A 24,967-nucleotide genomic window follows, 5' to 3' on the forward strand; every position below is an offset into this window, starting at 1 on the left:
GTGTTGCTACTCGCTACGACAAACTTGCCAGAAACTTCTTGGCCGCCGTCCACCTCGCCGCTCTCGTCGCTTATTGGATCAATTGAGTCTGAACCCTAGAATGCCTAAAGTGGACATCTTCACAGCTCGGGATGGATGATTCAAGGGGAATAAGTGTCTTGCGCGGCGGACGGGGCAGGAGCGATCCCGTTCTTGTGCTCAAACATCCACATGCCGCTACCGAGCAGGAACATGAGCAAGACGTAAGGAGCATCCCACACGTGGACTGTGCAGGCGGCAAAGGCCAGTCCGCAAAGCGTGATAATCAGACCATTTCGGCACTGCGCTACGTCAAACGGGAGGTTCTTCAGCCGGCCCAGGCCAAAGCAAACCGAAAGAAAACCGCCAGCTATAAACAAGAAGCCGGGGATGCCGTAACGAACGGCGGTGACCAACCAGAAATTATCGATGCTGCCGGGCATCCACTCCGGGCGTTCCCAAGGATGTAGCGCGGTTCCGAAGATCGGGTGCATCATCACTGATCCCGTGCCGTATTGCCAGATGAGCACACGCATGTAGGACGTATCAGCATTGAACGTCAGGTACGTAATAAAGACTTCGAAGGGGGTACGGTTGGAGAGCGCGCTCACGACTAGATAGGCACTAACTATGATTGAGGCCAATATTGTCCAACGCCGCGTCACGCTCACCGTAATCTTGTCCCAGACGATCAACATGACCTGGACGGCAACCGATAGGAAGGCGCCGGCGGATAGAGAGGAGCATACCGCCATTGCCACAACGCCGGAGCCTAGTCGCCCCATGTGCGCCGGAACGCCATATGCAAGAAAGCTCAAGGCGAATGCACTTGAACACACGACGCCGAACAGGATCTGGTGCTCGAAGGGGCCCTGAGCTCGGCTAAGTCCCCATCGTGGCTCATAGTAGCCGATCGGGTAAACGGAAAAAACGTTGCCAAACAACTCAATCAAAATCGGCGTGCCTGTGAAATTCTCGTACAGAGCAAATGGCAGAAGGACAGCGATCAGGAGTACCAGACACCTTACCATGTGCTGGAACGCGAAAACGTCTCGGATATATCGCCTTGCAAAAAGAAATGGTCCGAATGTCTCTATAACAAATATGCCTGCCGACTGCAGACCTTTGTCGATGCCATGCTGGCCCAGCAATACAGCCGCGCCCCATGTTGCAGCCAAAAGCATCAAAATGTCTTGCCGTCGTACTCGCCCGGATCCAGATAACCATGCTATCAAACACGGAATGAAGGTCGCTACTAGCACGAGCCGGTAGCAAGACAGGCGTGTCGGGCCGACGTAGAAATAAAACGGCATGGCCAGCGAGAAAATGAGCAGCGGAACAAGTCGAGAGCTCCGCGTCGGCTGAGCCACTGCAACTCGTCGGCGGACGGAAGGCAACGCATTCCCAACCTGACGAGGCATTCTTGTTGTAATGCTTTCCACCGAGTTCTCCATCCACTATGAAGAAGGTTCTGGCAGCCTCACTAGACCGGGGACGTTATCGATACCGCAAGCGCATGAGTTGGCGATACAGCCCCAGTTTTGTGCTGATCCTCCAGGCAAAGCCGCGCATCGCATTCGGATCAAGCAAGTGCTGGCGCATGTACCCTGCATCCATGTTGTTCGTCAGACAAAGGCGGGAATAGAGAAAGGATTCGAACCCGCGATGATAGCCAAGCTGGATTGTAAAGAGGTGCGTGTAGCCCGCCTTCAGAGCTGCATCCCAGACCCGTCGGGAAAAGCGCCCATATGGAAAGGCGAAGAGGGTAACCTGTTGCCCGAGGCGCTCCTCCAGCATCAACTTCGACACCGTAAGCTCGCGATCGAGTTCGGCATCCGGGAGGGCGGTCAAATCGACATGAGCCATGCCATGAGAGCCAACTGCAACGCCGGCCCTACCAAGCTCCTCAATCATGTCCCAGCTCATACGCCCCGGCGAGCCCACCAAATCCACGGGGATTAAGGACATGAAACCCGGGATCCGACCGGTCGTCACATAGCGAGCATAGACATGCGTATAGTCCGAAAGAAATCCATCGTCGAACGTGAGCAGGACCGCACCACTTTGCTTGGCTTTGGAATCGCGGCAATGCTCCAGAAAAGCTTGGGGCGAGACCAGCATGTCCCCGCAAAGCGCGAGATGCGCATCGAATATTTCATGCGTCAGGCACCACGCATTCGAAGGCGATGCTTCCACCAGTTCGTGATAGTTTAGGACAATCATAGGGCTTGTATCAGATCTGAGACACGTCGACTCCAGGCCCGCCAGTTCAGCCGGGTCTCGAATGCGTCGCGGCTCGATTGCCTCAGGCGTGCCAGCCGGTCCGGGTTCGCAAAGGTCTTGGAGATGACAGTCGCATAGTCCGCCTTCGTCGCATTGGGCGGCAACAAGATGCCTGTCTCGCCGTCGCGGATAGCGCAGGGCACGCCACCGGTAGCCGGCGCAATGCTGGGTACGCCATGGGCCGCCGCTTCGCAAAACACGATACCCCAGCAATCTGCTCGGGTCGGCAGCAGAAAGAAATCCGCGTCGCGATAAAGTTGATCCAGTCGGTTGCGCTGTTCGCGATCATTCTTGTCGAGGTACGGGATGATCGTCAGGCCCTCCTGGGTGACAGGCCTGGGCGGACTGCATCCGCAAATCACGAGCTCTGCCTCAACGCCCCTGTCCCTTAGTTCGGCGAGGGTCTCGACCGCCATATCCGCCCCCTTCTCTTCCCAGTTGGCACCGATGAAGAGGAGCCGGCACGGACCCGGCTTGCGGCATCCAAGCACAGAACCACGGTCCGGTGCTGCTTCGAGGTTCGCACCCCAGGGAATGACATGCACCCGCGCGCGGTCGGCGCCGTAATCCCTAACCGCGGATTCAGCGGCCCATTCCGACGGGTAAAGGACCAGATCCGCGCGCGCGATTGTGTCGCGTTCCAAGCGTTCGGCGATCTCCCGGGCGGCACGCGACAAGTTCCTGTAGTTAGGATGATAGTCCTCAACCAGCCGAAAGGTCGCGTCGGACGCATAAACGAGGGGAACCCCGTCCGGCACACCCCAGGCAAACGTAGATCCGGCTGGAGCCACCACGACATCGGGCGACACGGCGCGGATTTTGCGCGCCGCGTCGGCTGCATACTGTCTGACGACAGGCTCCGCATGGAATGGGGAGATGCCGCGCGTGCGAAGCATACGGCAGATTCTGGAATATGCCTTGTAAAGAGGCAGGATCGGCGCGGTCAGCGGACCGACATGGACAACCTCGTGGCCTTCGCTTGCCAGCGATTTCGACATGTGAAACGGAGTGCCCGACCAGAACCTGACCTCACGCGCATCACCGATCGTGGCGAATGCAATCCGCCGCGCTGCTTGGCTGCCGGAGATGTGGCACTGACTCATCTTACTTCCTTACAGAAGTGATCAAACGGGACTTGTCGAAAAGGATCGTTCCACTATCCCGCGCCACTTTTATGATCGGACTTTCCGAAGGTTTTGAGCTTCCTGGCCACGCTAACAAAATGGCTGCTTGTCACGTCCGTCCGAAAACCTTGGTAGATGCTCGCCTAAGGATCGATCCAGCCGGCGGTCCAAAACGCAACCTCGGATTGAGATCAATCGAAAAGCGGAGCAGCTGGAGGCCGCTGTTGATATAGCCTCGACGCATGCGGCCAATGGCACGCCAAAAAGCCGTTTCAGCTAGCATACGATAGGCCATTGTCCGTAAGCCCCGCCCCTCCGGAAGGCGATCCATGTATTCTTCGAAGAAACTGTCGAATGCCGCCTTACGATGGGAATAATCTGACCCATCCTCGCTCCAGTATGAACTGGACATATTGGATGAATGCTTTCTGTATATGGCTTGCACCGCATCAAATTTCGCAACCGCACCGTGTACACCGAAGCGCAACCACATCTCCATATCGCCGCTGTGAGGCAGGGACGCGCGGTACCCACCGACCGCCTTCTGAATGCATGTTCGACCGATTGCGGTCGGCGTGTTAACCATGTTGGCACCGATGACGCACATTTCGCGAACCAGATCCTGTCGCGTCCACGTGTTAGCGTGCTTAGCCTCCATTTTTGGCGGCGGCAAATCATCGTGCCAAGAAACACCTTTCCCATAAGTGAGCACGATGTCTGGATTTGCGTCCATGACCGCAACAGCTCGCTCGAGCGCGCCCGAAACCAACAAGTCATCGGCCGAGAGAAGCAGAAAGTAGTCGCTCGATGCCCATTCAATTCCTTGATTATATGTGGCGATGTGACCCCAGTTTTGCGGGTGGGAGATGACGCTGACTCGTGAGTCCGCATGGGCCAACTTCTGCGCCACAGAAACCGAATCATCCGAAGACGCGTCATCGATAATCAGCACCCGCAGGTCCCCGCACGATTGCTCGAGTACGCTACGGACGCATCCTTCCAGGAAACGACCGTAGTTGTAGCAGGGAACAACGATGTCAACTTTCGCCACGCGCCCACCTCCCGTACCGCCGCCCAACCGGCTCGAGCAGAAACTGGGATGGACAGCACAAATGGGCGCAGCCAACCGCGGTCATCGGCACAACTCATTCCTGAGAGCTTCCGCGATACGGACGAGTTCGTCCTCGCTCAACTGTGCATACATCGGAATCAAGATCGAGTGATCTTGCGCGAGTTCGGATTGACGCAAATCGTGGCGCTGCTCAGTGTTGGCGTACGGCGCCTCGCGATGCGAGCACATGATACCGCGCCGTGTGGCAATGCCTTGATTGAGAAGGCTCTGCATCACCGCTCTCTGATCGACTCGATCAGGTAGTCGCACGCAATAGCTCTGCCAGTTGGATCGAGCCCACTCCGGCTCGTACGGAAGGGTCAATCCGTCCAGATTGCCCAGCAGCTCGCTGTAGCGAGCCGCGAGTGCGCGCCGACGCGCGATCAAATCAGGAAGCCGTTCGAGCTGTTTTCGCCCGACCGCAGCCTGCACATCCGTCATCCGGTAGTTGAACCCAACGAAAAGGTAGTTCTCGAATACAACTTGCGGTGAGCGGTGTCGCACCGTGTCGGGCACGTCCATCGCATGCTGACGCCAGAGCCTGAGCTTGCGATCCTGATCGGGATCAAGCGTCGTTAACATGCCGCCCTCACCAGTCGTGATGACCTTCCGAGGGTGAAAGGAGAAGCAGGCTGTTGCCCCGTGCGGTTTACCGATCAAGTCCCAGTCGCCATTCATTTTGACCTGGCTGCCAATCGCGCAAGCGGCGTCTTCGATTATCGCGATGCCATGGCGGTTTGCCACGCCGAGGAGCGACTTCAAATCGCAAGGCATCCCCATCTGGTGGATGGTTAGAATCGCCCGAGTGCGATCGGTTATCGCTTCGGCGACGCATTCCGGATCGACATTGTAGGTCGCCGGGTCTATGTCAACGAAGATCGGCGTCGCTCCACAATATCGAATGCTGTTCGCAGTGGCGATAAAGGAGTGGCTGGACGTGATAACTTCGTCGCCCGGTCCGACACCATTCGCGAGCAACGCGAGATGGAGCGCGGTCGTGCAATTTGACACGGCGCAGGCATATCGGGCAGACGTCAAGGCAGCGAATTCGCGTTCGAAGGCTGTCACCTGTGGACCTTGCGACAACCAACCGGACAAAACGGCTTCGCGCGCGGCGTCGGCTTCTGTCGTATCTAGGAATGGCTTCGCAATCGGAATCATGAAACGAGCGCCTCCTTCATTCCAACCTTGCGTTCTTGCGAACTCTCGATCATCTGTTCTCTCGTCAATGCATGAACTCAGGAGGAACCAGAAGATTCAACGCGGTCATCTCGACACCTTTCTTCTTTCTTCAGCTCGTGCTCCGCGAACCATTGCAATGAAGGCTCGCCTGGGGCGAACGTGAACGCCCGCAGTTCTGGGCATCGCGCGATTGAAAGCGAGTCATCGACGACGCGTCGTCGATGATAAGCACCCTCAACTCGCTTCCCGCTGCGTTTCGATGCCTCGCATTTAATTTCAACCAGTCAAAATTTAAATTAAATTATCAAAGATTTAATATCAAGATAAATTTCTACCGTGGGCGCTTTGATTTCGCGTTAATTTTTGTGTGCTCGCGGGATCTGGGAACTTGCCCTCATCCTGCGTGGCATCCCGGTATGGCCGCTAGAGGCTTTCCGACGAAAATGCGTCCGGCGAAATTCCTCTTCATTGTGGCGTATCTGCAGATAACGCCGCACGAGACGTCTCGTCGCGTTGCCATCGATCAGCTCCACGCCCGGCTATCGCCCTGCACCGAGCGACAATGTTGACACAACAATAGATCAACAATCCGGGCCACAAATGGGGTTCTTTGAACAAAGCGATGAGCGTCCGATCGTTAACCTCCCCTTTGTTTACGCGCAGCTCGGGAAAGCGCCTGGCGAGTTCGAATGTTCCCCTGTAGGCACGAGTTCTGACCGCGATCAGCTGCAGCACAGTACGTGGGGCGAATACTGTGGACCTCGCGCAGGACAGCGTGTCCCGCTCTTCTGGTCTGAACTGAAGCCGAACATAGGTGTCATCAGCCGTGACGTCAGGAAACTCGCCGAACCGCAGGCGCCCAGCCTCAGATAAGGCGTATACGCCGGACCCGCCGATTCCCTCGCGAGAGGATGGTAGCCGTGACCGAATTCCATAGTATTTACGGACCAGCCAGGAACAGCCCGTCAGATTGATATCAGCCGTAGGCGCCACCACCAAAACGTCGCCTTGCTCCAGCCGTCTTGCCAGAGCTCGAACGGCGTCTACCGTAATAACAATATCGGCATCAGCATAAATCCGCGGGAACACGCTTGAGATTTGATCACCGAGATTCAGGGCGTGGGTTTTCCTTGCGATGTCTGATTCGACAACATGCACGGTTGGACCGAAGCGTCGGGCGACGTTCGCAGTGTGGTCTGTACACCCGTTACAAACGACCACCACGCGGATCTCGTCCAAGGGCGCGTCGCCGACCCATTGGCTTAACGTCCGTGCAATAACGGAACTCTCGTTGTGGGCTGGGACGATGATCGAAATCATGGCAGGCCGGAGCGGGATGGATCAGATGTAGCTACGTTCTAGGCGAACGGTTCGGTCAGCTCACTAGCGTGCTCGAGCCTCACGGCTGATCACCCGCGGTAGATGCAGGCACCCGATAACAGCGGCGAACTCACGCGCGACGGTTGCACCTGCGTGCGTCTAAGGACACCGGCCACTACACGCTCGACCGTCCTGTTCATCGGCGGGAAGCGGCCTTGCGATCGCAATCACGATACAGCCGCCTGTGGTGGACTACCGGCCGTGAGCTCGCGTTCCGCGCGCCACCATTTTACGAGCTCCGACAGGCCCTGCTCAAGCCCAGTCGTGGCCCGGAAGCCCAGCAGGCGCTCCGCTTTTCCGGTAGATGCCTGCCGGCGTGGCACAGGATTGATCGAACGCTCTGGTGCGAACTCCAGGCCTATTCCTTGCCGTCCCATCACAGAGGCGAGGGCTTGAGCGAGCTGCACCAAGCTGGTCTCGTTGCCGGTGCCAACGTTGAACACTTCGTCCGTCGCCTTTGCCCTCGCCGCGAGAATATTGGCGCGGGCGACATCGCGGACGTGCACGAAATCCATGGTCTGGCGGCCCTCACCGAAGATAACCGGAGGCCGGCCGGCCTCCAGCCGCTCCATCCAGCGGATCAGCACCTCCGTGTATCGTCCATGCAGGTCCATACGGCTGCCATAGACGTTGAAGTATCGGAACGCCACGTAGTCGAGGCCGTACATGTCGTTGTACGCGCGCAGCAGACCTTCATTGAACGCCTTGGCGGCTCCGTACAGAGTTCGGTTATCGTACGGATTCTGTCGCTCGGTCGTGGGAAACTCCTCCGCCATGCCGTAGACCGATGCAGAGGAGGCGGCAATCACCTTCTCGACGTCATGCTTGACGCAGAGGTCAAGCAGGTCGAACGTGGCGTCCACCATGACTTCCTTGGCAAGACGAGGCTCGGCGGCGCAGTGCGTGATGCGCAGTGCAGCCTGGTGAAACACAAGATCGGCCGCCTTGACCAGCGCGCTCATCAGCTTGCCATCGCGTATATCGCCCTGGACTAGCCGCACCGGCCCGCGGCCCAGCGCCCGGCGAAGATTCTCCGGCCGACCTCTCACCATGTTGTCGAGAGCGACGATTTCGATGCAGCCCTCGTCGCACAACTGGTCGATGATATGGGAGCCGATAAAACCTGCGCCGCCGGTGACCAGAACGCGTTTTCCCTTGAGATCAATCAAGACGCTCTCCTGTTGTGGGACCTTGTCACGAGACTCTCAGGATGCTCTGCTCGGTCGCTCGTCACTTCGCTGGGCCGCAGTGCCGCGCTCCTGAGTGTGGAGGCAACCTCGACCACCTGTTCCGGCAGCAACTCTGGATAAATGGGAAGAGAGAGGAAATCGTTCGCCAGCATCTCGGTGACGGGAAGATCACCGGCACGATAACCGAGTTCTGCATAGGCAGTCTGCAGATGCACCGGAACGGGATAGTGGATCCCGGCGCCGATGCCGGCTTCACGCAATAGCGTCAGCGCTTCGTCGCGCCACGGCAATCTGACCGCATAGACGTGATACACGTGACGGGCGTACGGGGGCGGCTGGGGACGCGGGCATGAAAGATCAGACAGCAGTGCATTGTATCGCTCAGCGAGCGAACGACGAGCTTCCGTCCAGCGCTCAATGTAGTTCAGCTTGACGTTCAGTATCGCGCTCTGAATTTCGTCCATGCGATAGTTGTATCCGGGAATGACGTGATTGTATTTCGTCTCCTGTCCCCAATCCCGCAGCAGTGACACGCGGCGTGCCAATTCAGGCCGATCGGTTACGACGGCCCCGCCCTCGCCAAAGGCTCCAAGATTCTTGCCGGGGTAAAAGCTGAAGCATCCCAGATCGCCAATCGAGCCCGCGCGACGTCCGCGGTATTCCGCGCCATGCGCCTGCGCGGCGTCCTCGATAACGACCAGACCGTGACGACGCGCGATCTCCATAATGGAGTCCATATCGGCCATCTGCCCGTGGAGATGAACCGGCAGGATCGCCTTCGTTCGCGGTGTTATCGCAGCCTCGATCGAACCGGGATGCATCGTCCATGTTACCGGGTCAACGTCGACAAACACCGGCCTGGCTCCGCTGTAGAGGATCGCTGCGGTTGTCGCGACGAAGGTCATGGATACCGTGATGACTTCGTCACCGGTTCCGACGCCCGCCGCCAGCAAGGCAAGATGAAGTGCCGAGGTTCCGCTGTTCACCGCGCGGCAATGGGCGGTCCGGCAATATTCCGCGAAGCGACCCTCAAAGGCAGTGACCTCTGGGCCGAGCACAAAGTGCCCGCTGCCGACGACTCTCGCGACCGCCGCGTCGATTTCCGGCTTGATCTGGCTATATTGGGCTTTCAGATCCAGGAAGGGTATCAAGATTCAAGTCCTCTATTGGACCAACATTATAATACATTTAACCCGCAATATTATATTTAATCAACCATTAAATCTTGCCGTTTATGTGGTAATTTAAAATGGTTTACGAAGCGCCTCTGCTGAGCCGCGATCGCCCAAGACCGCCGTTTCAGCCGCAGACAATACCCGAGCGGGCACTCCCGCGACGACAGCGCCAGGCGGAACGTCCCTCGTCACCACCGCACCCGCCCCTACGGAGACCCCCTCTCCGATCGTCACTCCGCACAGAATGGTGGCGTTCGAGCCGATCGAAGCTCCCCTCCCGACATGAGTTCGCTGGAGCGTCCAGTCCGAAGTTTGCTGAAGACGGCCATCGGCGGTTGTTGACCTCGGATATTTGTCGTTCGTGAACATCACACCATGGCCGACGAACACTTCGTCCTCGATCGTGACGCCCTCGCAGATGAAGCTGTGCGACGATATCTTGCAACGCGCGCCTATCTTTGCCCCCGCCTGGATCTCCACGAAGGTTCCTATCTTGCTCTCGTCACCGACGAAGCAACCATACAGGTTGACTAGATCAGGATGATAGATCGTGACGTCTTTGCCGAGCTTTACGTCGCTTGTGATGGGCATCTCCGCCTCCAAAAATCGCCAGAATGCCTTATAGGGCCGAACGTGACGGCCTCAGTTTGGGTGCAACACGGGCGAGACCAGCTGCGGCGACATGGAGATGATGCAGTAGCGGGTGGCCGGTCATCAGCAGCCCTAGCCACCAGCAAAGCGCCGCAACGCCCAATCCCGAGGCCAAACCTCCGAGCGATGTCAACATTCCCGCTTCCGTCAGCGCCGCGCAGCCGGATGTGCCGAAAGCGGTTACCACCGTGACGATACCGCTCTTCATCAACGTGCGAGTAATATCTGTTGGCTTGAGGCCTAGATGCCGCCCGATAAAATAGATCGCGACGGCCGCCTGGAAGGGCAACGTCAAAACCGCGGAGGCGGCGACAGCTTGCACACCGAAGAAGGATGCGGCAAAAATTACAAGCAGCGACGGAGGTAGCGAGATGAAAGAAGAGACCAAAGCGTCCCGCACGCTTCCAACCGCTACAAGCATGGGATAACTCAAGCATGCTGCAAAAAGCGCCATGTTGGCGATGCAGAGCAGGCGCACGAGAGGCACGACCTCTAGCCACGTCTCGCCGAGCCAGATCGCGATGATCGGTCGGGCCATAATGGCCACGAATATCAGGAACGGCCAATGCGCGGCGGAAAGTAGCTCGATTGCCTCAAGATAAACGGCCTTCAGGTCGTCCCCCGCTTGGCGCCTGGCGACAATCACCGGCATGATTACAGGGTTCAATACCTGCGTAACGAGCTTGTCGAACGTTTGCGTCAGGTTGATCGCTCGGCTGTACAGTCCGACGGACATAAAGTCCATAATTCTTGCAAGGAACAGCTGGGGCGCCAGATTGTAGAATACGTTGATGACGCTGACCCCGCTCGAATAGAGGCCAAAGCTGACGATGTCGCGGCATTCGTGGAGCGAGGGACGCAGTGCGCCGAAGTCTCGATGACTTGCGAGCAGCGCCAGAGTCAGACTCACGCTTCCCGCCAGGGCCCCCCATACTGGGGCCATATATCTAAATCCCGCGATCGCAAGTCCGATTGAGACCAGAGCAACCGCCACACTTGCTGCGAAGTTGCACAGGGCCAACGTACCGAATTGCATGTCTCGACGCAGCAAGGCAGAAATTGTCCCGGAAAATGGTGCCAGAAGAAAATTCAGCGCTGAAACCTCGATGCCCCTCTTGAGGCTTTCCTCGGCAAAGAGATCTGAGAGCGCACGCGCAAGAACAAAAAGAAGAAGCGCAATCGCAATCGAGATTCCAAGCGCGACGGTGAAAGCCGAGCGAACATTGGCTGGAGACAATTCACGCTTCTGAATCAGATAATTTCCGCCCCCGAACTCCTGAAAGGATGCGCCAATTACTGCGGTGATGGCATTGACGACCGCATAGACTCCGAATTCCGCCGGCGACAGCAGACGCGCGAGGACCGCCGTTGCAACAATGAACAGCGCAAGGCTGCCGTAACGGTCGGCCGCCGAAAACAAGATGGAACGTTGTACCGAATTCATCGCGTCAAGCCGTCGCCGTCGCACGTTCCGGGATCCCGCGCTGCTGCCGTTTCAGCAGGACCGGTTTGCCGTGCTTGGCGATCGAGCGCGATGCAGCCTCCAGGACCTCGATCACCCGCAGTCCGGACATGGCACTCGAAATCGGCGGCGTGCCGCTCCGCACACAATCGATGAAGTGCTCGACCTCTATCAGCAGCGCTTCCTTGGGGGAAACGTGAGGCGCCCACATATCGCCAGCCCGATAACCGATTCGGAATTGATGAGCTTTATCGGAGGGGCCATCGACGGTGATACCCTTGTCATACACCTTGATCTTTTCGGTCGGTTCAAGATCGTCATAGACGATCATCTTCTTGCTGCCTCCGATAAACGTCTGGCGGACCTTGATCGGGGAGAGCCAGTTAACACTGACGTGCGCGACACATGCACTATCGAAGAACAAGGTGATATGGGCCATGTTTTCCGGAGAGCCGACCACGTGGCACGATCCTGTCGCCGAAACCGCAACGGGCTCCTCATCCAGGATATTATGGATGATCGAAATGTCGTGTACCGCCAGATCCCAGATCACATTGACGTCGCTCTGGAACAGGCCGAGGCTAGAGCGCGTGCTGTCGTAGTAATAGACACTACCAAGCTCTTTCTTGAGTAGGAGCTCGCGGATTTTCTGCACGGCCGGCGTGTAGAGAAAAGTGTGATCCACCATCAATGTCAGACCGCGCCGGGCCGCCTCATCAATCAGGTGTCGGGCGAGATCCGAATTTTGTGCAAGCGGCTTCTCCACCAGAACATGCTTCCCTGCCTTAAGTGCAGCCAAAGTCAGTTGATAGTGCGTATGAACCGGCGTAGCGATGGCTACGGCATCGACGGCTGGGTTCTTGAGAAGCTCATCGTAACAAGACGTCGTTATTACCCCTGGATAAAAACGTTTGCTGGCCTCGAGCTTTTCCGAATCGAGGTCGCTTATGCCGATTAGACGCACCGATCGATGAGCGGCGAAATTGCGGACGAGGTTCGGTCCCCAATAGCCGTATCCGATGACTGCAACTCCAATTGACTCGTTCGACATTCTCGCGGGTACTCCAATTAACGATGACGGTGGGAACATCAAGCAGTCCTATGCGCTCTCTCGGCGTTGCTGGCGTATGCGGGTAGGTCCATCGTCGGCCCAGCGCGAATGGAGTGAGTAACTGCTCGACAGTCTCAGGCCCTGAAGCATCGGCGGCCACCGACCAACGACAACCACATTTAATGTAATAATTGGGCATATATTAATTAGCAAGGCAAATTTAAATTCACGACGCATTAATTTCATGGCGCACTGTGGATTTAATGGGAGCGCCGGTCGGGCCAGGGAACAGCGCAGGCGCTGGATCTGGTATTCAGGCTGTTGGTGAAGGCCTCTCACCCCTAACCGGCTGACGACAACTTGTTGAGCGGACTCGCAGCACGGTTCGTGAACGGTACTGATCTCTGCACGAAGACTCCTTCGGATCCTGAACTTCACGGAAGTCGCAGAGCGTCACCGTTAGTTGCGCAGGCCTGCCGTCGGTCCAAACCGGATTATTTGCGACTGGAGTTGCGAAGACGCGCCATACAGCGATCGGGATGAGAAGTTCCTCAGCCATCGGCGGTGGCCAACGGCAAAGAGGATGACGTTGGCGGTATCGCCGCGCGGGCCTTCGCAATACCAGCGGCCGAGGTGGCCTTTGTTCGGATGGCTGATCATGGGCTCGCGGATGGGCGTCGCAGCTCGCGCCTGATGTCGCCGAAGACGACGCGTCTCTGGCCGGAGATGAAGACTCGTGTGGATTTTGCGCGTCAGGCGTTATCCCCTGTCGACATAGCCCCGCTCGATCGCACATCCGCTCAGTGTCTCGGTATCGCCAATGACCTGGCGCGGGAGGTGACCATCGTAAGGGCTGTCCGGCAACGCCTCGGCGTCAGCACGAACCGGCTGCCGGGGCAGGCCGGTTATTAGTGACGGTGGAGGCTTTGATGCCAAAACTCGCAGGGCGCAGCGGCTTTGCCGCTGCCGATGCATTCGACCTCCGGGGCGAGTTCCCCGATCGGCCCTTTCAGCCAAACTGCCCGGCAGTCTTAGATTCCTCAGTGGCCACGGCGTTTACGGCTGCGTCTGTCCAACCATTTGCCCACCGCCAGCGGTTCCTCCAGACCTCATTCCACTGACGTGCACTCGCGCCATAATCCTTGTTCCGCCATAGCGCTGCGGCCGCTGCATATCCAAGCCATCGCGTTAACGGCATGAGCAGATACAATCCCCTGCCGATCATTCGGGAAAGGGGCGACCAGTGTCGGTCCATCAGGGTCACGCGGCCGGCGAGCAGGTGGATCCGGAGCTCGCTTTTCTGAGGATATGAAGCTCCACCGTAATGTATGATGGTTGCCGTTGGAGTGATCTTCGGCCGGGCACCAAGTTTTCGCGCCCGAATGCACAGATCGGCCTCTTCCGCATACATGAAAAACACCGGGTCGAACCCTCCGAGGTCCTGCCAGAGCGCGCGCTCAATCAGGAAAAAGCAGCCCGATACGATGTCAACGGACCGGACCGAATCCCGCTTCCAGCCTGGATAGGCTTCCGGACTGAACGCCGCGCTGCTCTTGAATAGGTTCAATCCAACGGCCCAGCAGAACACGCTCCATAACGTCGCAAACTTCCAGCATGATGCCGGGTTCAAAGATCCATCGGCGAAGACAGTGCGCCCTCCCCATATGCAACATTCGGGAGCAGTGTCGGCAAATTCATTAAGACGATCGATCGCGTGGTCCAGGACCACAGTATCCGGATTGATGAGTAACAGCCGGCGCCCCCGTGCACCTTTCGCTGCGATGTTGTTGGCTTTGCCGAAACCAACATCCCGTTCCGACGTGATCAGCTTGACGGCCGGGAAATGTTCCCTGATCGCCTCCGAAGAGCCGTCAGTGGATCCGCTATCGAACACGATCAGCTCATATCGAACCCTGGTCGTTTGCTCCAAAATCGAACGGATACATTCAATCGTCATCTCGCGCGTGTTGTGGGTTACGACGATGATACTAACGTCCATTGCAAGCCTCCGAAGACGATACAAACGTTCTCAAACCCGGGTAACCAGTCGCGTGAGACATTTTGCCCGTTATCCGTTCAGCCCAGCGACAAGCACCAGAGATCAAGGATTACCTCGTTCAAGATAGCAACACCTCCGGCCATTACGTTCTATTCTCAATAGGAGTATGTTCCGCGTCGATGAACGTCCGAATGGTGTCTATGAGATGAGATGATGCTTCCCCGCCGAGCCGCTCGGCGGTTTCAGCAGAGCCGACTCGGTCCAGTCTCTCGACCAATTCCTTCTCGTCGAGAGCAACGACGATCCGGCCTTGTTGGGCGAAACGCCTTGCGCTTGCGACCTGATGATCATTTCGATGCTCGCCCAGCTCCGCTCGGCGAGGCATGACAATGATCTGCTTCCCCAGCTCGAGCGCCGTGATGATCGACCCCATGCCCGCATGGGCGACCACAAGACTTGCTGATTCCACACATCTCCTGAATTCGCTGGGATCAATAAACCGTTCGACGCGGATGTGCCGGGCGCGATATTCTGCCGGACCCGTTTGGGCGAACACGTCCGTTCTTCCACGCACGCCGGCCCATTCATCGATGGTCCGGATCAAGCGGTCGAATTGCCCCTGGGTTCCGACCGTCACGAAAATCATAGCACCGCACCTTCATAGTGGGGTCCTTCGGGGCGCGCCAGGTGAGGCCACTGCGTCAGCCAAAGGTCGGCAGAACGACCAATCCTGAACCCGGACATCGAGAGATGCTCTACGTTGGCGATGCTATCGAGCCAGATGGTTCGCGCACCCATGATCCGTCCGAGTCGCAGCGCCAAATATCCCGGAGCGGCCCCCGTAGAAATGATGATATCGGGCCTCTCACTCCAAATGATGCGCGCGAGGCTTCGGGCAGTTTGCAAAAGCCTGATCTTGGTCCAACGATTGGCATCGTTCACCACGTAAAATTTGTGACCCGCCACTTGCGCGCGATAGGATTCGTGAACAGTCACGAAAACGACGTCGCAACCTTCGAAGGCGTCCTTGATGCGCAAGAGTTGCACCCAGTGCCCTCCTCCCGAGGAAACCGCCAACAGTTTTGGACGATGGCGCGCCGACCGCACACTTGGATGTTGCTGCAGCATGAAGCCTCGAAACATGGCCTGGCCTCCTTTAGACTCGTGAACCGGAAGTCCCGGCTGCAGACGAGAAAAAGTGAGTTCGAACAATCATGCGGAGTTAAGTGGAAACTTCTCCGATTTTTGATTAACTAGCATTAAATAATTTAACTGTCAAAATATCTATTAAATTATTTAACATCGGCCGAGGGTCATCAGAGGGTTGGGCCGTCGGAATCGGCCACTATCGCCCCCGCGACTTTGCGCAAGGCACCAGACGAGATCCCGAATTTGCGGAATTTGTCAGTATTCCCGGATGCTTTCATCCAGGCCGCGAAGCAGCGGATACAGGAAATACGAAATGACGGTACGCCGTCCGACCTTCAGCTCGGCTGTGACTGCCATGCCCGGGATCAACTGCATGCGTTGGGGCGGCAGGCGAAGATGCGTATCGGACAGGTCAGCGCGTACGCGGTAGTACGGCGTCGTTTGGTGACGTGCGCCTTCACCCTTCGGATCAGGGGAAAATGAATCCTGACTGACGACGCTGACCTCTCCGGTGGCCGTTCCGTATTTCTGGAATGGAAACGCTTCGAACTTGATCCGCACCGGCTGCCCAACCGTTACCTGGCCAATGTCCCTCCCCTCCACGTTAACTTCGGCCTGGAGTGGCGCGTCACGGCGGACGAGCATGAAGAGCGTTTCGGCCTCCCGGACCACAGAGCCAACTGTGCGGTTGGCAATCTCGAGCACCACCGCATCTGCCGGAGCCTTTAGCACGATCAACTGCCGGCGCAGCTCGGCCTTCTTGAGGTCTTCGGCGGTACTGTCCCGCTTGGACAAGGTCTCGACCAAGTCCTGATAGGCGGTGCGACGAAACTCCTCCGCGAACACCTTTTGATCTGCCCGGGCCTTGTCCAAACGATGCGTGTTGTCGACGATGCTGCCGCGAACACGCGCCAAATTGCTCTCGACCTCCAGCCGCGCATCACGGGAAAGCAGGAAGTTCAGCTTTGACCCCACCTCCTTGGCCATCAACGAACTTCGCATGCTCTCGACGAGCTGCATGTTGTCCAGCCGTTGAACCAGGACCGCCTCTTCGTCCTGCGCTGTCTTCAGATTGGCCTGCGCGGAGGCTATCTGCGCCTCGTAGTTCTGGAACTGGGCCTCATACGCGCTCTTTCTCTGCAAGAACACTTTCTGCTGAAGCATCTCATCGGCATTTGCAGGATTCCTGACGACATACTCCGCCCCATCCAATTCCGCTCGGAGCCGGGCGATAGCCGCGTCGAAGGCGGCGACGCGGATACGTAGCTGATCGAGGTCCGCTTGCGAGAAGGTTGGATCAAGGGTCGCCAGCACGTCGTCGCGGTTGACTCGGTCGCCAGGCTTGACGTTGATCTCCCGAATTACCGACGTTTCCAGCGACTGCACGACCAGATTAGGTAGAGTCGTGATCAGCTTGCCCTGCGCGGTCACGATCATATCGACTTGCGACAGCGACGCCCAGGCGATCGCAACCGCTATCAGCGCAACAACAGCATAGAGCATCATGTGCGCGACGCGCGACGGCACTCGCTGCTCGATCTCCAACGCGTCGGACTGGAATTCCGTAACTACGGGTGGCCGCGGCTTAACCGGCCTGAACATCGTTCGGCGCCTTCGATCGACCGTCTTTGCGACCGATTCGTCGGGCCTTTTGCTCGCGGAAGATTTTTCCATCCTGCTCATGCGACGTGCTTCGTCTGCTGATTCCAGAGATGTCGGTAGATCGTGCATTTCGACAGAAGGTGGTCATGACGATCGATATCGACCACACGACCACGGTCGATGACGAGGATCTGAGCGGCCTCCGTCAACATCGAGAGCCGGTGCGAGACGATGATGACGGTTCTTCCCGCCGCCAGGCGGCGCAGATTGCGCCTGATGATCATTTCACTCTCGGAATCGAGTGCACTGGTCGCTTCGTCGAGGATCAATATGCGCGGATTGGTGATTAGAGCTCTCGCGATGGCCAGCCGCTGCTTCTGACCGCCAGAGAGGTTCGACGCCTCCTCCTCCAGCATGGTGTCGAAACCGCGGTGTAGCCGTTCAATGAACTCGTCGGCCCCCGCCAGTTGCGCCGCCCTAACCACTTCCGCGAAGGTTGCATCGCGCTTTACGCAGGCGATGTTCTCGCGAACCGTTCCGCGAAACAGGAAATTGTCCTGCAGGACAACTCCAAGATTCCGGCGCAGGTGAGCGAGATCGAGCTCCCTCGCATCATATCCGTCAATGCGCAGCAAGCCCTGCTGCACCGGATACATTCCCGAGATCAGCCTTGTCAGCGTAGTTTTGCCCGAGCCGCTCCGGCCGACGATCCCGAAGATCGAGCCCGGTGCGATGGAGAAGGAGACTTGATCGAGTGCCGGCGCTCCTTCCGGTCCATAGCGGAATGAGACATTCTCGAACTCGATGTTCCCAGCAAGATCTGGGCGCAGTCCATCGCTCTTGCCATCACGCTCCGGTTTCTGGTTCATCACCTCGCCGAGCATCTTAACTGCGAGCGCAACTTCTTGATATTCGTGCACCATAGTCACGAGCTGGACGAGCGGTCCCGAGACCCGCCCCGCCAGCATGTTGAACGCGACGAGTGCGCCGATCGTCATTTCGCCGCTGAATACGTCGAGCGCGCCCAACGCGATAATCCCGAGCGTCATCATTTTCTCAAGAAAACCCGTAACCGCCTGGGCGCCCGCCGAAATCTTCTCAACCCCGAAGCGCATCGTTACCGACTGAGCGCAGCGTTGGTCCCACACCCTGCTCTGCAGCGGCTCCATCGCAAGCGATTTCACTGTGCGCATGCCGTGAACGGTTTCGACAAGAAGTGCCTGCCGCGCGCCCTCGGCCTGGTAGAGGTCGTATAGACGACGCCGGAACGGACCCATCAATAATGTGACGACGGTCGCACTGACAGCGGTGAAGGCCAGGACCAGACATGTCAGCTTGGCGCTGTAGAGCGCCAGCACCGGAATGAAGACGAACAGCGACAAAGCATCGAGGGTGGTCAGGAAGAGCCGGCCAGTCAGGAATTCGCGAATCCGCGCCGCCTGCTGCATGTGCTTTACGAGAACGCCGGCTGAAATGTGCTCGAAGAACGTTATCGGCAGCCCGAGGAGGTGGCCGAATGTCTTGGTTGCGACCCGGATATCGACCCTGTTTGTTGCGTAGAGCAACAGGTAACGTCGCAAGAAGCCGAACGTCGCATCGAAGACAAGTGCTGCGGTCGCGCCGGCCGTGAGCACATAGAGCGTCGTAAAGCTCTCATGCACAAGAACCTTGTCGATGACAAGTTGAAAGAAGATGGGAAGCACAAGGCCCAGCGCGTAGAGGAGAATCGCAGCAAGCGCGACATTGCCGAACAGCCGCCATTGCCGGAGAAGTTCGGGTACGAACCACCTCAACCCGAACGTTCTCCGACTGTCTGACGACAGATTCTCACGCTTCGTCAGGACTACATCACCGGCCCAGCGCGCGCAGAACCGGCCTTTGTCAACGATCAAGGGCTCGCTCTGACGGTCGGCAAGCGGATCGAATACCGTTACCCCCTCCACACCGTCTGCTTCCTGCCCGGCGCCAAGGACAACGATCCAATTGTCGTTCGAGAGGCGGACGATGGCCGGATAGGCCTCTCCCAGACGACATAGCGCGCCCCAATCGAGGATCACAGATTTTGCACGAAGCCCGGCCTCGCGTGCCATTCGCAACAGCAGATCCGTCGCGACCGCCTTGCCCTCGGTGGCGTAGGCATGCTGCAGACGGTCCGCAGGCAGATCAATGCCGTGATGAGCTGCGACTTTGGCTAGACTTTCCAGTGCCGTTCGAGCAGCTGTATGCGATGCTTCAGCGCAAACCACTACCGAGCTGTCGGCGCCGCCGAGTTCAGCTGAAATTACTTGAGGCATTCGGAGACCGTGGGCTAATCGTGGCTGAGGGTGCGCGCTCGACAGACGTAATGTTGTGCGGAGACTCCGCCGTCCTCGGCTGGTTGCGCCGGATAGCGCCGGCATCGATCAGGCCTTGGAGAGCGTTCTGCATCACCTCGACTGAGTTCGCGAACGATTCCACCGAGAAGATCAGCCTCTGACATAAGACTTTCTTAGGTGCATTATTGGCGTCACGCTCCGTCGGCGAAAGGCTGATCAGATCGACCCGAACGATCGACCCACCAACCGTGATCTCGTCTACTCCATCGGTATAGATTTCTGCGTGCATTCCAAGACTCCTATGCTGCCAGCTGCGCCCTGAAGAGAACATCCACGCCGTAGCTGGTCGAGTTGAAGGTGTTGGTCGGGAAGAGGCTTCCGGTCCCGTAGGCGTAGACGCCATTGCCGCCACTGGATGCGGACGAAGGAGCTGTCAACGGTCCGTTCGTGACTGAGTTGGCAAAGAGATTTGGATCGGCCGAGTAATTTCCCGCAGTGTGGTAGGAGGCGATATAGGTGGTCCCCGCAGTTATCGTCACCGGCGTACTGAAGTTGACCTGCTGCCAACCGCTGGTCGTCTCAGTGGAGAAGGTGGCAGTGGCTAACAGGGTACCCGTGCTGCTCCATAGATCCGCGACGTGTGTGCCCGTGTTGCTCGGTCCTTTGTAGAAACGCAAGCCGGTGATGTCGCCTCCCGTTGACGCCTGGAATTTCATACCGAGCTCGACTGAATGGGGGTCGCTGGCCGTCACCACGCTCGGCGTGGGATTGGAGCTGAACAGGCTCACGGTGCTGGACGACGAAGCCAGGACAGTCAGGCTTGCGGTTGCGCTGGCGGTATCGCCCCGGCCATCCGAGATGGCGTAGGTGAACGACGCCGGTCCGGTGTAGCCGGTCGTCGGCGTGAAGGTCACGGTATTGGCGCTGAAAGTTGCCGTGCCGTTTGCGGGACTGCTGACGCCTGTGATCGTCAGCGGATCCCCGTCCGGATCGCTGTCGTTGGCGAGCAGCGCAGAGGCGGGGATATTGAGCGCGGTGTTCTGGGTCGTGGTGAAACCGCTGTCGTTGACCGCAACCGGCGGTCTGTCGGTGCCGCCGCCGGTCGAGGCGGTAAACACCACGTCAGCCCAGTAATTCGAAGCGCCGAAAGTACTGGTGGGGAAGAGACCGGCGCTGCTGGTGCCGCCATAGGCATAGACGCCGTTGCCGCCGGCCGCGGCGGAGGAAGGGGCCGTCAGGCTGCCGCTGGTGAAGGCGCTGCTGAAGAAGTTGTTGGTCGCCACATATGCGCCGTTGGTGTGATACGACGCGACATAGGTGGTGTTGGCGGCGATCGAGACGGGTGTCGCCAGCGTCACGGTCTGCCATCCGCTGGCCGTGGTGTTGGTGAAGGTTGCGCTGGCGAGCTTGGTGCCGGTCGAGGACCACAGGTCGAGAAGATCCGAGCCGGTGTCGCCGGGGCTGCGGTAGAACTTCAGCGCGGTGATCTGCCCGGCCGTGGAGGACGTGAACTTCACACCGACTTCAATCGGCGAGCGGTCATTCAAGTTGGTCTGCGCCGGGGTGTTCGAGCCGGTGAAGAGGCTCGCTGTTGTTGAGGACGAAGTAGTCACGGTCAGAGAGACCGACGCACCGGCGGTACCGCCCCGGCCATCCGAGATGGCGTAGGTGAACGACGCCGGTCCGATGTAGCCGGTCGTCGGCGTGAAGGTCACGGTATTGGCGCTGAAAGTTGCCGTGCCGTTTGCGGGACTGCTGACGCCTGTGATCGTCAGCGGATCCCCGTCCGGATCGCTGTCGTTGGCGAGCAGCGCAGAGGCGGGGATATTGAGCGCGGTGTTCTGGGTCGTGGTGAAACCGCTGTCGTTGACCGCAACCGGCGGTCTGTCGGTGCCGCCGCCGGTCGAGGCGGTAAACACCACGTCAGCCCAGTAATTCGAAGCGCCGAAAGTACTGGTGGGGAAGAGACCGGCGCTGCTGGTGCCGCCATAGGCATAGACGCCGTTGCCGCCGGCCGCGGCGGAGGAAGGGGCCGTCAGGCTGCCGCTGGTGAAGGCGCTGCTGAAGAAGTTGTTGGTCGCCACATATGCGCCGTTGGTGTGATACGACGCGACATAGGTGGTGTTGGCGGCGATCGAGACGGGTGTCGCCAGCGTCACGGTCTGCCATCCGCTGGCCGTGGTGTTGGTGAAGGTTGCGCTGGCGAGCTTGGTGCCGGTCGAGGACCACAGGTCGAGAAGATCCGAGCCGGTGTCGCCGGGGCTGCGGTAGAACTTCAGCGCGGTGATCTGCCCGGCCGTGGAGGACGTGAACTTCACACCGACTTCAATCGGCGAGCGGTCATTCAAGTTGGTCTGCGCCGGGGTGTTCGAGACGGCAAAGAGGCTTGCCCCCGTCGTGCCGTTGACGTTGACGCTGACCATGGCTGGAGTTGTCTGCAGGTTGACGCTGTCGTCGGTCGCGCGCGCTTCGATGACATGCGTGCCGGGACCCACAGCGGCCCACGCGTAGCTCCAGTTGGTCGTCCCCGACGCAGGGTGCCAGGTCGTGCCGCCGTCGGTTGAAACCTCAACGCCGGCCACACGGCCACCGACGTCCGAGGCGGTGCCGGTAATAGTGACCGTCTGGTCCTGGTTAAAGCTCGTACCGCCTGTCGGGGAGGTGATGACGGAGGTTGGGACGGTATGGTCGGCGGAGGCCTGCGCGAGCACAAGGCTGGCCTGCAGCGTCTGCGGCGTTACTCCCATGTCGGCGAACAGATTGACCATCGATTGCTGCACGGCGGTGCTCACCGGCGCAGTAAGGCCACGATAGTCCGCGTGCTGATCTGACAAGCCCCACGACCACATGACCGTGCCGGCGCCGAACACCAACGCGCCGCTGGTCGTGTCACGGTACAGCGTCAGGCTGTGTGTGGCCGTGCCAGAACCTGTGGTCAACCCGTTGTCCAAGAGCAACGTGTTCACGTTCCTCGTCGTCGACGACATGTCGATCAACCCGGCGGGCCGGAAACCGTTGTCGAGGTCGCTGTCCCACTCGTAACCCAGTAGATGCGTCAGCGTCCCGCCGTTGCCGCTGGCGACGCTGGTGTTTCTCCAGAACCGGAGTTGCGACATGCTGGCGGGAATCGTGATGTTGTCGAGCGTGCCGATATCGTCGACCGTGAAGATCGTGCCGGAGAGTGAGTTTTCCGGAGTCCCCGGTCCGTACACGGGATCGCGAAACAGACCCGCTCCGCCGTTGGCGGTGCCGTTCGGGTCAAGTTGCGTGCCGCTCCAGATGTCTTTGTACTCCACAATTGTCCGGTTGGGCGTATGGCTAGCGTCGAAACTCGGAGCAAGCTCCGTGTCCCAATAAATTTGATTACCGCTTAGAAAGGCGAGATCGACACCCGCGTCTGCCGCGGCCTTGACATTGGCGAATTGTGATTGCGTCCAGTATTCGTCGTGGCCAACATCGATGTAGGCGTTGGTATTGCGCAGCAATCCGGGGCTGGTCGCGGCATCGATGCCGGAGATGTAGCTGACATCGTAGCCGTTCTGCTCCAGCCAATAGATCGCGGCATATTCCTCGCCAAACAGAAAATCCGCCGGCCCGGCCAAGTTGGACGTTGAATTCATGGCGATCGGACGATTGTAGCTGACGGCATAGGCACGATCGTCCTTGCCATTGGGGCCTTGATAAAGATTATATCCGCCCCAGGGATTGTACGCTTCCCAGGTCTGATCACTGGTCTGGAACAGAATGCCCGAGGTGGTGCCGTCGTTACGGACGATGAATGGAATCATGTTCTCGTCATCGCCTGTATCCGTCGTCAGCTTGGCGAAGTAGACCCCCGAGACGGCCGTGCTGGGAATTGTCCATGAGTCCGTCACCGACCAGTTCCCGGCGTCGACAGTTTTGGTCGCAGAATTGAAGATTGGGTTTGGCTGATTGTCCGTTCCAGTGTGATGCATACTGCCGATCAGGTGCGCGCCATTGCCACCATAGTAGCCAAGTCGGTAGATATCGAGCGTGTAGCCCGTCACCGACGAGGCGGTGTCAATCTTGAACGACACGGTCTGTCCGGCATTGGTGCTGATCTGTGTCGCGAAGCCTTCAATCTGCGAGTCGCCTGCGTTCGCGATCGACCCGTGGATCGCCCATGTGCTCTTCGGCGTACCCGGCAGTTGATTCTCAGTGACAATTTTGTTGCCCGCGTCGCTGAAGGTCGCCGTCCCCGTTTGGGCGCCGGAGGTCGCGGTGAGTTGCAATGTAGCTCCGGTCGCTCGGCCATCAGCGGGCACCTGCCATTGCGCGACGACTGTCCCATTGGCCAGCCCATCCATGTCGCCGATGCCGCCGTCTTTGATCGTGAAGGGCGTATAGACATCGGCAATGCCGTTAGCGCCGGGCGCGCTCACTAGATCGGCAATATTGAATGTGACTGACGCCCCCGACCCGATGCCGGCTGCGCTAAACGTTGCCGTACTGCCCGGCGCGTAGTCCGCCCTGTCCGTCGTTAGGAACAGCGAATTGACGGCAGATCCGCCACGTGCGCTGGAGGGCAGCGCAGCCTCGTCGGGGGAGGCCTGGAACGAGACCGGTCTACTCAACATCGAAGACGTGGATGATGGATCCACCAATCTGGAGTGAGACGCTGGCCGGCCTGCCATTCCCGCAGCCGCATTGGGCAGGTGCTCTGACCCGATGACTGGCCCCGTGTGCAGTGGGGTCCAAGGTCCCTCGAAAGCGGATGGACCGTAGCCGCCGCTCGAATTGATCCAATGACTGGTGCCGGTGCTCGGTGATGCCTGCGCCACCTGATGGTCGGGCACGAATGAGAACGCCGGGCCCCCTGCGTTGGGGCGAGCCAACAGACTTGCCGAACTCGAGAGCAGAGCGGCCAACCTCGATTGGAATGGCGGGATACCGCGGGCCAGCGTCCTGCCGAAGCCGCCACGCGACAGCAATGCAGTTGCCACCTGACCAGCGTTGATAACCGCAATTGCCCTGGACAGGGGATTCGGCCCGCCGACCGCCTGGTCCGCATTCAGCGAGATCCCAAACTGATTCAATACTGGCGGTGTCCAGGCGCCGGCCGTTGGCCACAACCATGCACCTCGCGCGCTGGCATCTGACCAGCCGGAATCGGCTTCTTCCGGCAAGAGGGGCTCGGTTCCTCGATCAAGGACGCTCGCCTTTTGGTTCAGCATGGCCGGCCTCCGAAATCAGCACAACAGAATGCGATTCAATTAATAATTAAATCAACAGTAATTTCAATCCATTTATTTTA

The 24,967-nt window shown here is 58.5% G+C and carries 18 protein-coding genes and 2 pseudogenes; 1 reads left to right on the forward strand and 19 read right to left on the reverse strand.

The window, feature by feature from the left end; genetic code table 11:
* Positions 1–86 (forward strand): annotated as a pseudogene (locus IVB42_RS16565) (IS5/IS1182 family transposase); the annotation flags it as partial.
* Positions 87–140: 54 nt separating this feature from the next.
* Here IVB42_RS16565 and IVB42_RS16570 read toward each other — a convergent pair.
* From IVB42_RS16570 to IVB42_RS16660, 19 genes and pseudogenes are all read right to left on the reverse strand, one after another.
* On the reverse strand, positions 141–1,202 hold the full coding sequence (locus IVB42_RS16570; RefSeq protein WP_247399272.1) for an O-antigen ligase family protein: 1,062 nt from the start codon (positions 1,200–1,202) through the stop codon (positions 141–143).
* A 313-nt stretch (positions 1,203–1,515) separates the two neighbouring features.
* Positions 1,516–2,241: a polysaccharide deacetylase family protein gene (locus tag IVB42_RS16575; protein ID WP_247399274.1), complete on the reverse strand. Its 726-nt coding sequence runs from the start codon at positions 2,239–2,241 to the stop codon at positions 1,516–1,518.
* Complete coding sequence (locus tag IVB42_RS16580) at positions 2,238–3,404, reverse strand: glycosyltransferase family 4 protein (protein ID WP_247399276.1); 1,167 nt, start codon at positions 3,402–3,404, stop codon at positions 2,238–2,240. Before IVB42_RS16580 ends, IVB42_RS16575 begins: the two co-directional genes overlap by 4 nt.
* A 130-nt stretch (positions 3,405–3,534) precedes the next feature.
* A complete protein-coding gene (locus IVB42_RS16585; RefSeq protein ID WP_247399278.1) occupies positions 3,535–4,476 on the reverse strand; it encodes a glycosyltransferase family 2 protein in 942 nt (313 codons plus the stop codon).
* An 81-nt stretch (positions 4,477–4,557) separates the two neighbouring features.
* The gene (locus tag IVB42_RS16590) at positions 4,558–5,697 is read right to left on the reverse strand and encodes a DegT/DnrJ/EryC1/StrS family aminotransferase (RefSeq protein ID WP_247399280.1); all 1,140 of its coding nucleotides are present in this window, start codon (positions 5,695–5,697) and stop codon (positions 4,558–4,560) included.
* Between the two features lie 486 nt (positions 5,698–6,183).
* Positions 6,184–7,038, reverse strand: coding sequence for a glycosyltransferase (locus tag IVB42_RS16595; protein WP_247399282.1), 855 nt, complete (start codon positions 7,036–7,038; stop codon positions 6,184–6,186).
* 227 nt (positions 7,039–7,265) lie between these two features.
* Positions 7,266–8,267: an NAD-dependent epimerase/dehydratase family protein gene (locus IVB42_RS16600; RefSeq protein ID WP_247399284.1), complete on the reverse strand. Its 1,002-nt coding sequence runs from the start codon at positions 8,265–8,267 to the stop codon at positions 7,266–7,268.
* Complete coding sequence (locus tag IVB42_RS16605) at positions 8,264–9,439, reverse strand: DegT/DnrJ/EryC1/StrS family aminotransferase (RefSeq protein WP_085358674.1); 1,176 nt, start codon at positions 9,437–9,439, stop codon at positions 8,264–8,266. The genes IVB42_RS16600 and IVB42_RS16605 overlap by 4 nt, the downstream gene beginning before the upstream one ends.
* Positions 9,440–9,532: 93 nt before the next feature.
* Positions 9,533–10,054, reverse strand: coding sequence for an acyltransferase (locus IVB42_RS16610; RefSeq protein WP_247399287.1), 522 nt, complete (start codon positions 10,052–10,054; stop codon positions 9,533–9,535).
* 28 nt (positions 10,055–10,082) lie between these two features.
* Complete coding sequence (locus tag IVB42_RS16615; RefSeq protein ID WP_247399290.1) at positions 10,083–11,558, reverse strand: oligosaccharide flippase family protein; 1,476 nt, start codon at positions 11,556–11,558, stop codon at positions 10,083–10,085.
* A gap of 4 nt (positions 11,559–11,562) precedes the next feature.
* Positions 11,563–12,627 carry a Gfo/Idh/MocA family oxidoreductase gene (locus IVB42_RS16620; RefSeq protein ID WP_085358670.1) on the reverse strand — a complete coding sequence of 355 codons (1,065 nt, stop codon included), beginning with the start codon at positions 12,625–12,627 and terminating at the stop codon, positions 11,563–11,565.
* A 549-nt stretch (positions 12,628–13,176) separates the two neighbouring features.
* Positions 13,177–13,616, reverse strand: a pseudogene (locus tag IVB42_RS16625) (IS5/IS1182 family transposase); the annotation flags it as partial.
* Positions 13,617–13,636: 20 nt separating this feature from the next.
* Complete coding sequence (locus IVB42_RS16630; protein ID WP_247399293.1) at positions 13,637–14,626, reverse strand: glycosyltransferase family 2 protein; 990 nt, start codon at positions 14,624–14,626, stop codon at positions 13,637–13,639.
* Between the two features lie 142 nt (positions 14,627–14,768).
* Positions 14,769–15,272 (reverse strand): glycosyltransferase, encoded by a 504-nt coding sequence (locus tag IVB42_RS16635; RefSeq protein WP_247399296.1) that lies wholly within the window; start codon positions 15,270–15,272, stop codon positions 14,769–14,771.
* On the reverse strand, positions 15,269–15,769 hold the full coding sequence (locus tag IVB42_RS16640; RefSeq protein WP_240543182.1) for a UDP-N-acetylglucosamine--LPS N-acetylglucosamine transferase: 501 nt from the start codon (positions 15,767–15,769) through the stop codon (positions 15,269–15,271). Before IVB42_RS16640 ends, IVB42_RS16635 begins: the two co-directional genes overlap by 4 nt.
* A gap of 261 nt (positions 15,770–16,030) precedes the next feature.
* Positions 16,031–17,458, reverse strand: a complete 1,428-nt coding sequence (locus tag IVB42_RS16645; RefSeq protein WP_247399299.1) for an HlyD family type I secretion periplasmic adaptor subunit — start codon at positions 17,456–17,458, stop codon at positions 16,031–16,033.
* Positions 17,455–19,671, reverse strand: a complete 2,217-nt coding sequence (locus IVB42_RS16650; RefSeq protein ID WP_247399301.1) for a peptidase domain-containing ABC transporter — start codon at positions 19,669–19,671, stop codon at positions 17,455–17,457. The genes IVB42_RS16645 and IVB42_RS16650 overlap by 4 nt, the downstream gene beginning before the upstream one ends.
* Positions 19,649–19,981 (reverse strand): hypothetical protein, encoded by a 333-nt coding sequence (locus tag IVB42_RS16655; RefSeq protein ID WP_085358662.1) that lies wholly within the window; start codon positions 19,979–19,981, stop codon positions 19,649–19,651. The genes IVB42_RS16650 and IVB42_RS16655 overlap by 23 nt, the downstream gene beginning before the upstream one ends.
* A gap of 10 nt (positions 19,982–19,991) precedes the next feature.
* Positions 19,992–24,887, reverse strand: coding sequence for a DUF4082 domain-containing protein (locus IVB42_RS16660; RefSeq protein ID WP_247399304.1), 4,896 nt, complete (start codon positions 24,885–24,887; stop codon positions 19,992–19,994).
* Positions 24,888–24,967: the final 80 nt, after the last annotated feature.

The organism is Bradyrhizobium sp. 45, assembly GCF_023073155.1.
Taxonomy (GTDB): Bacteria; Pseudomonadota; Alphaproteobacteria; order Rhizobiales; family Xanthobacteraceae; genus Bradyrhizobium; species Bradyrhizobium canariense_D.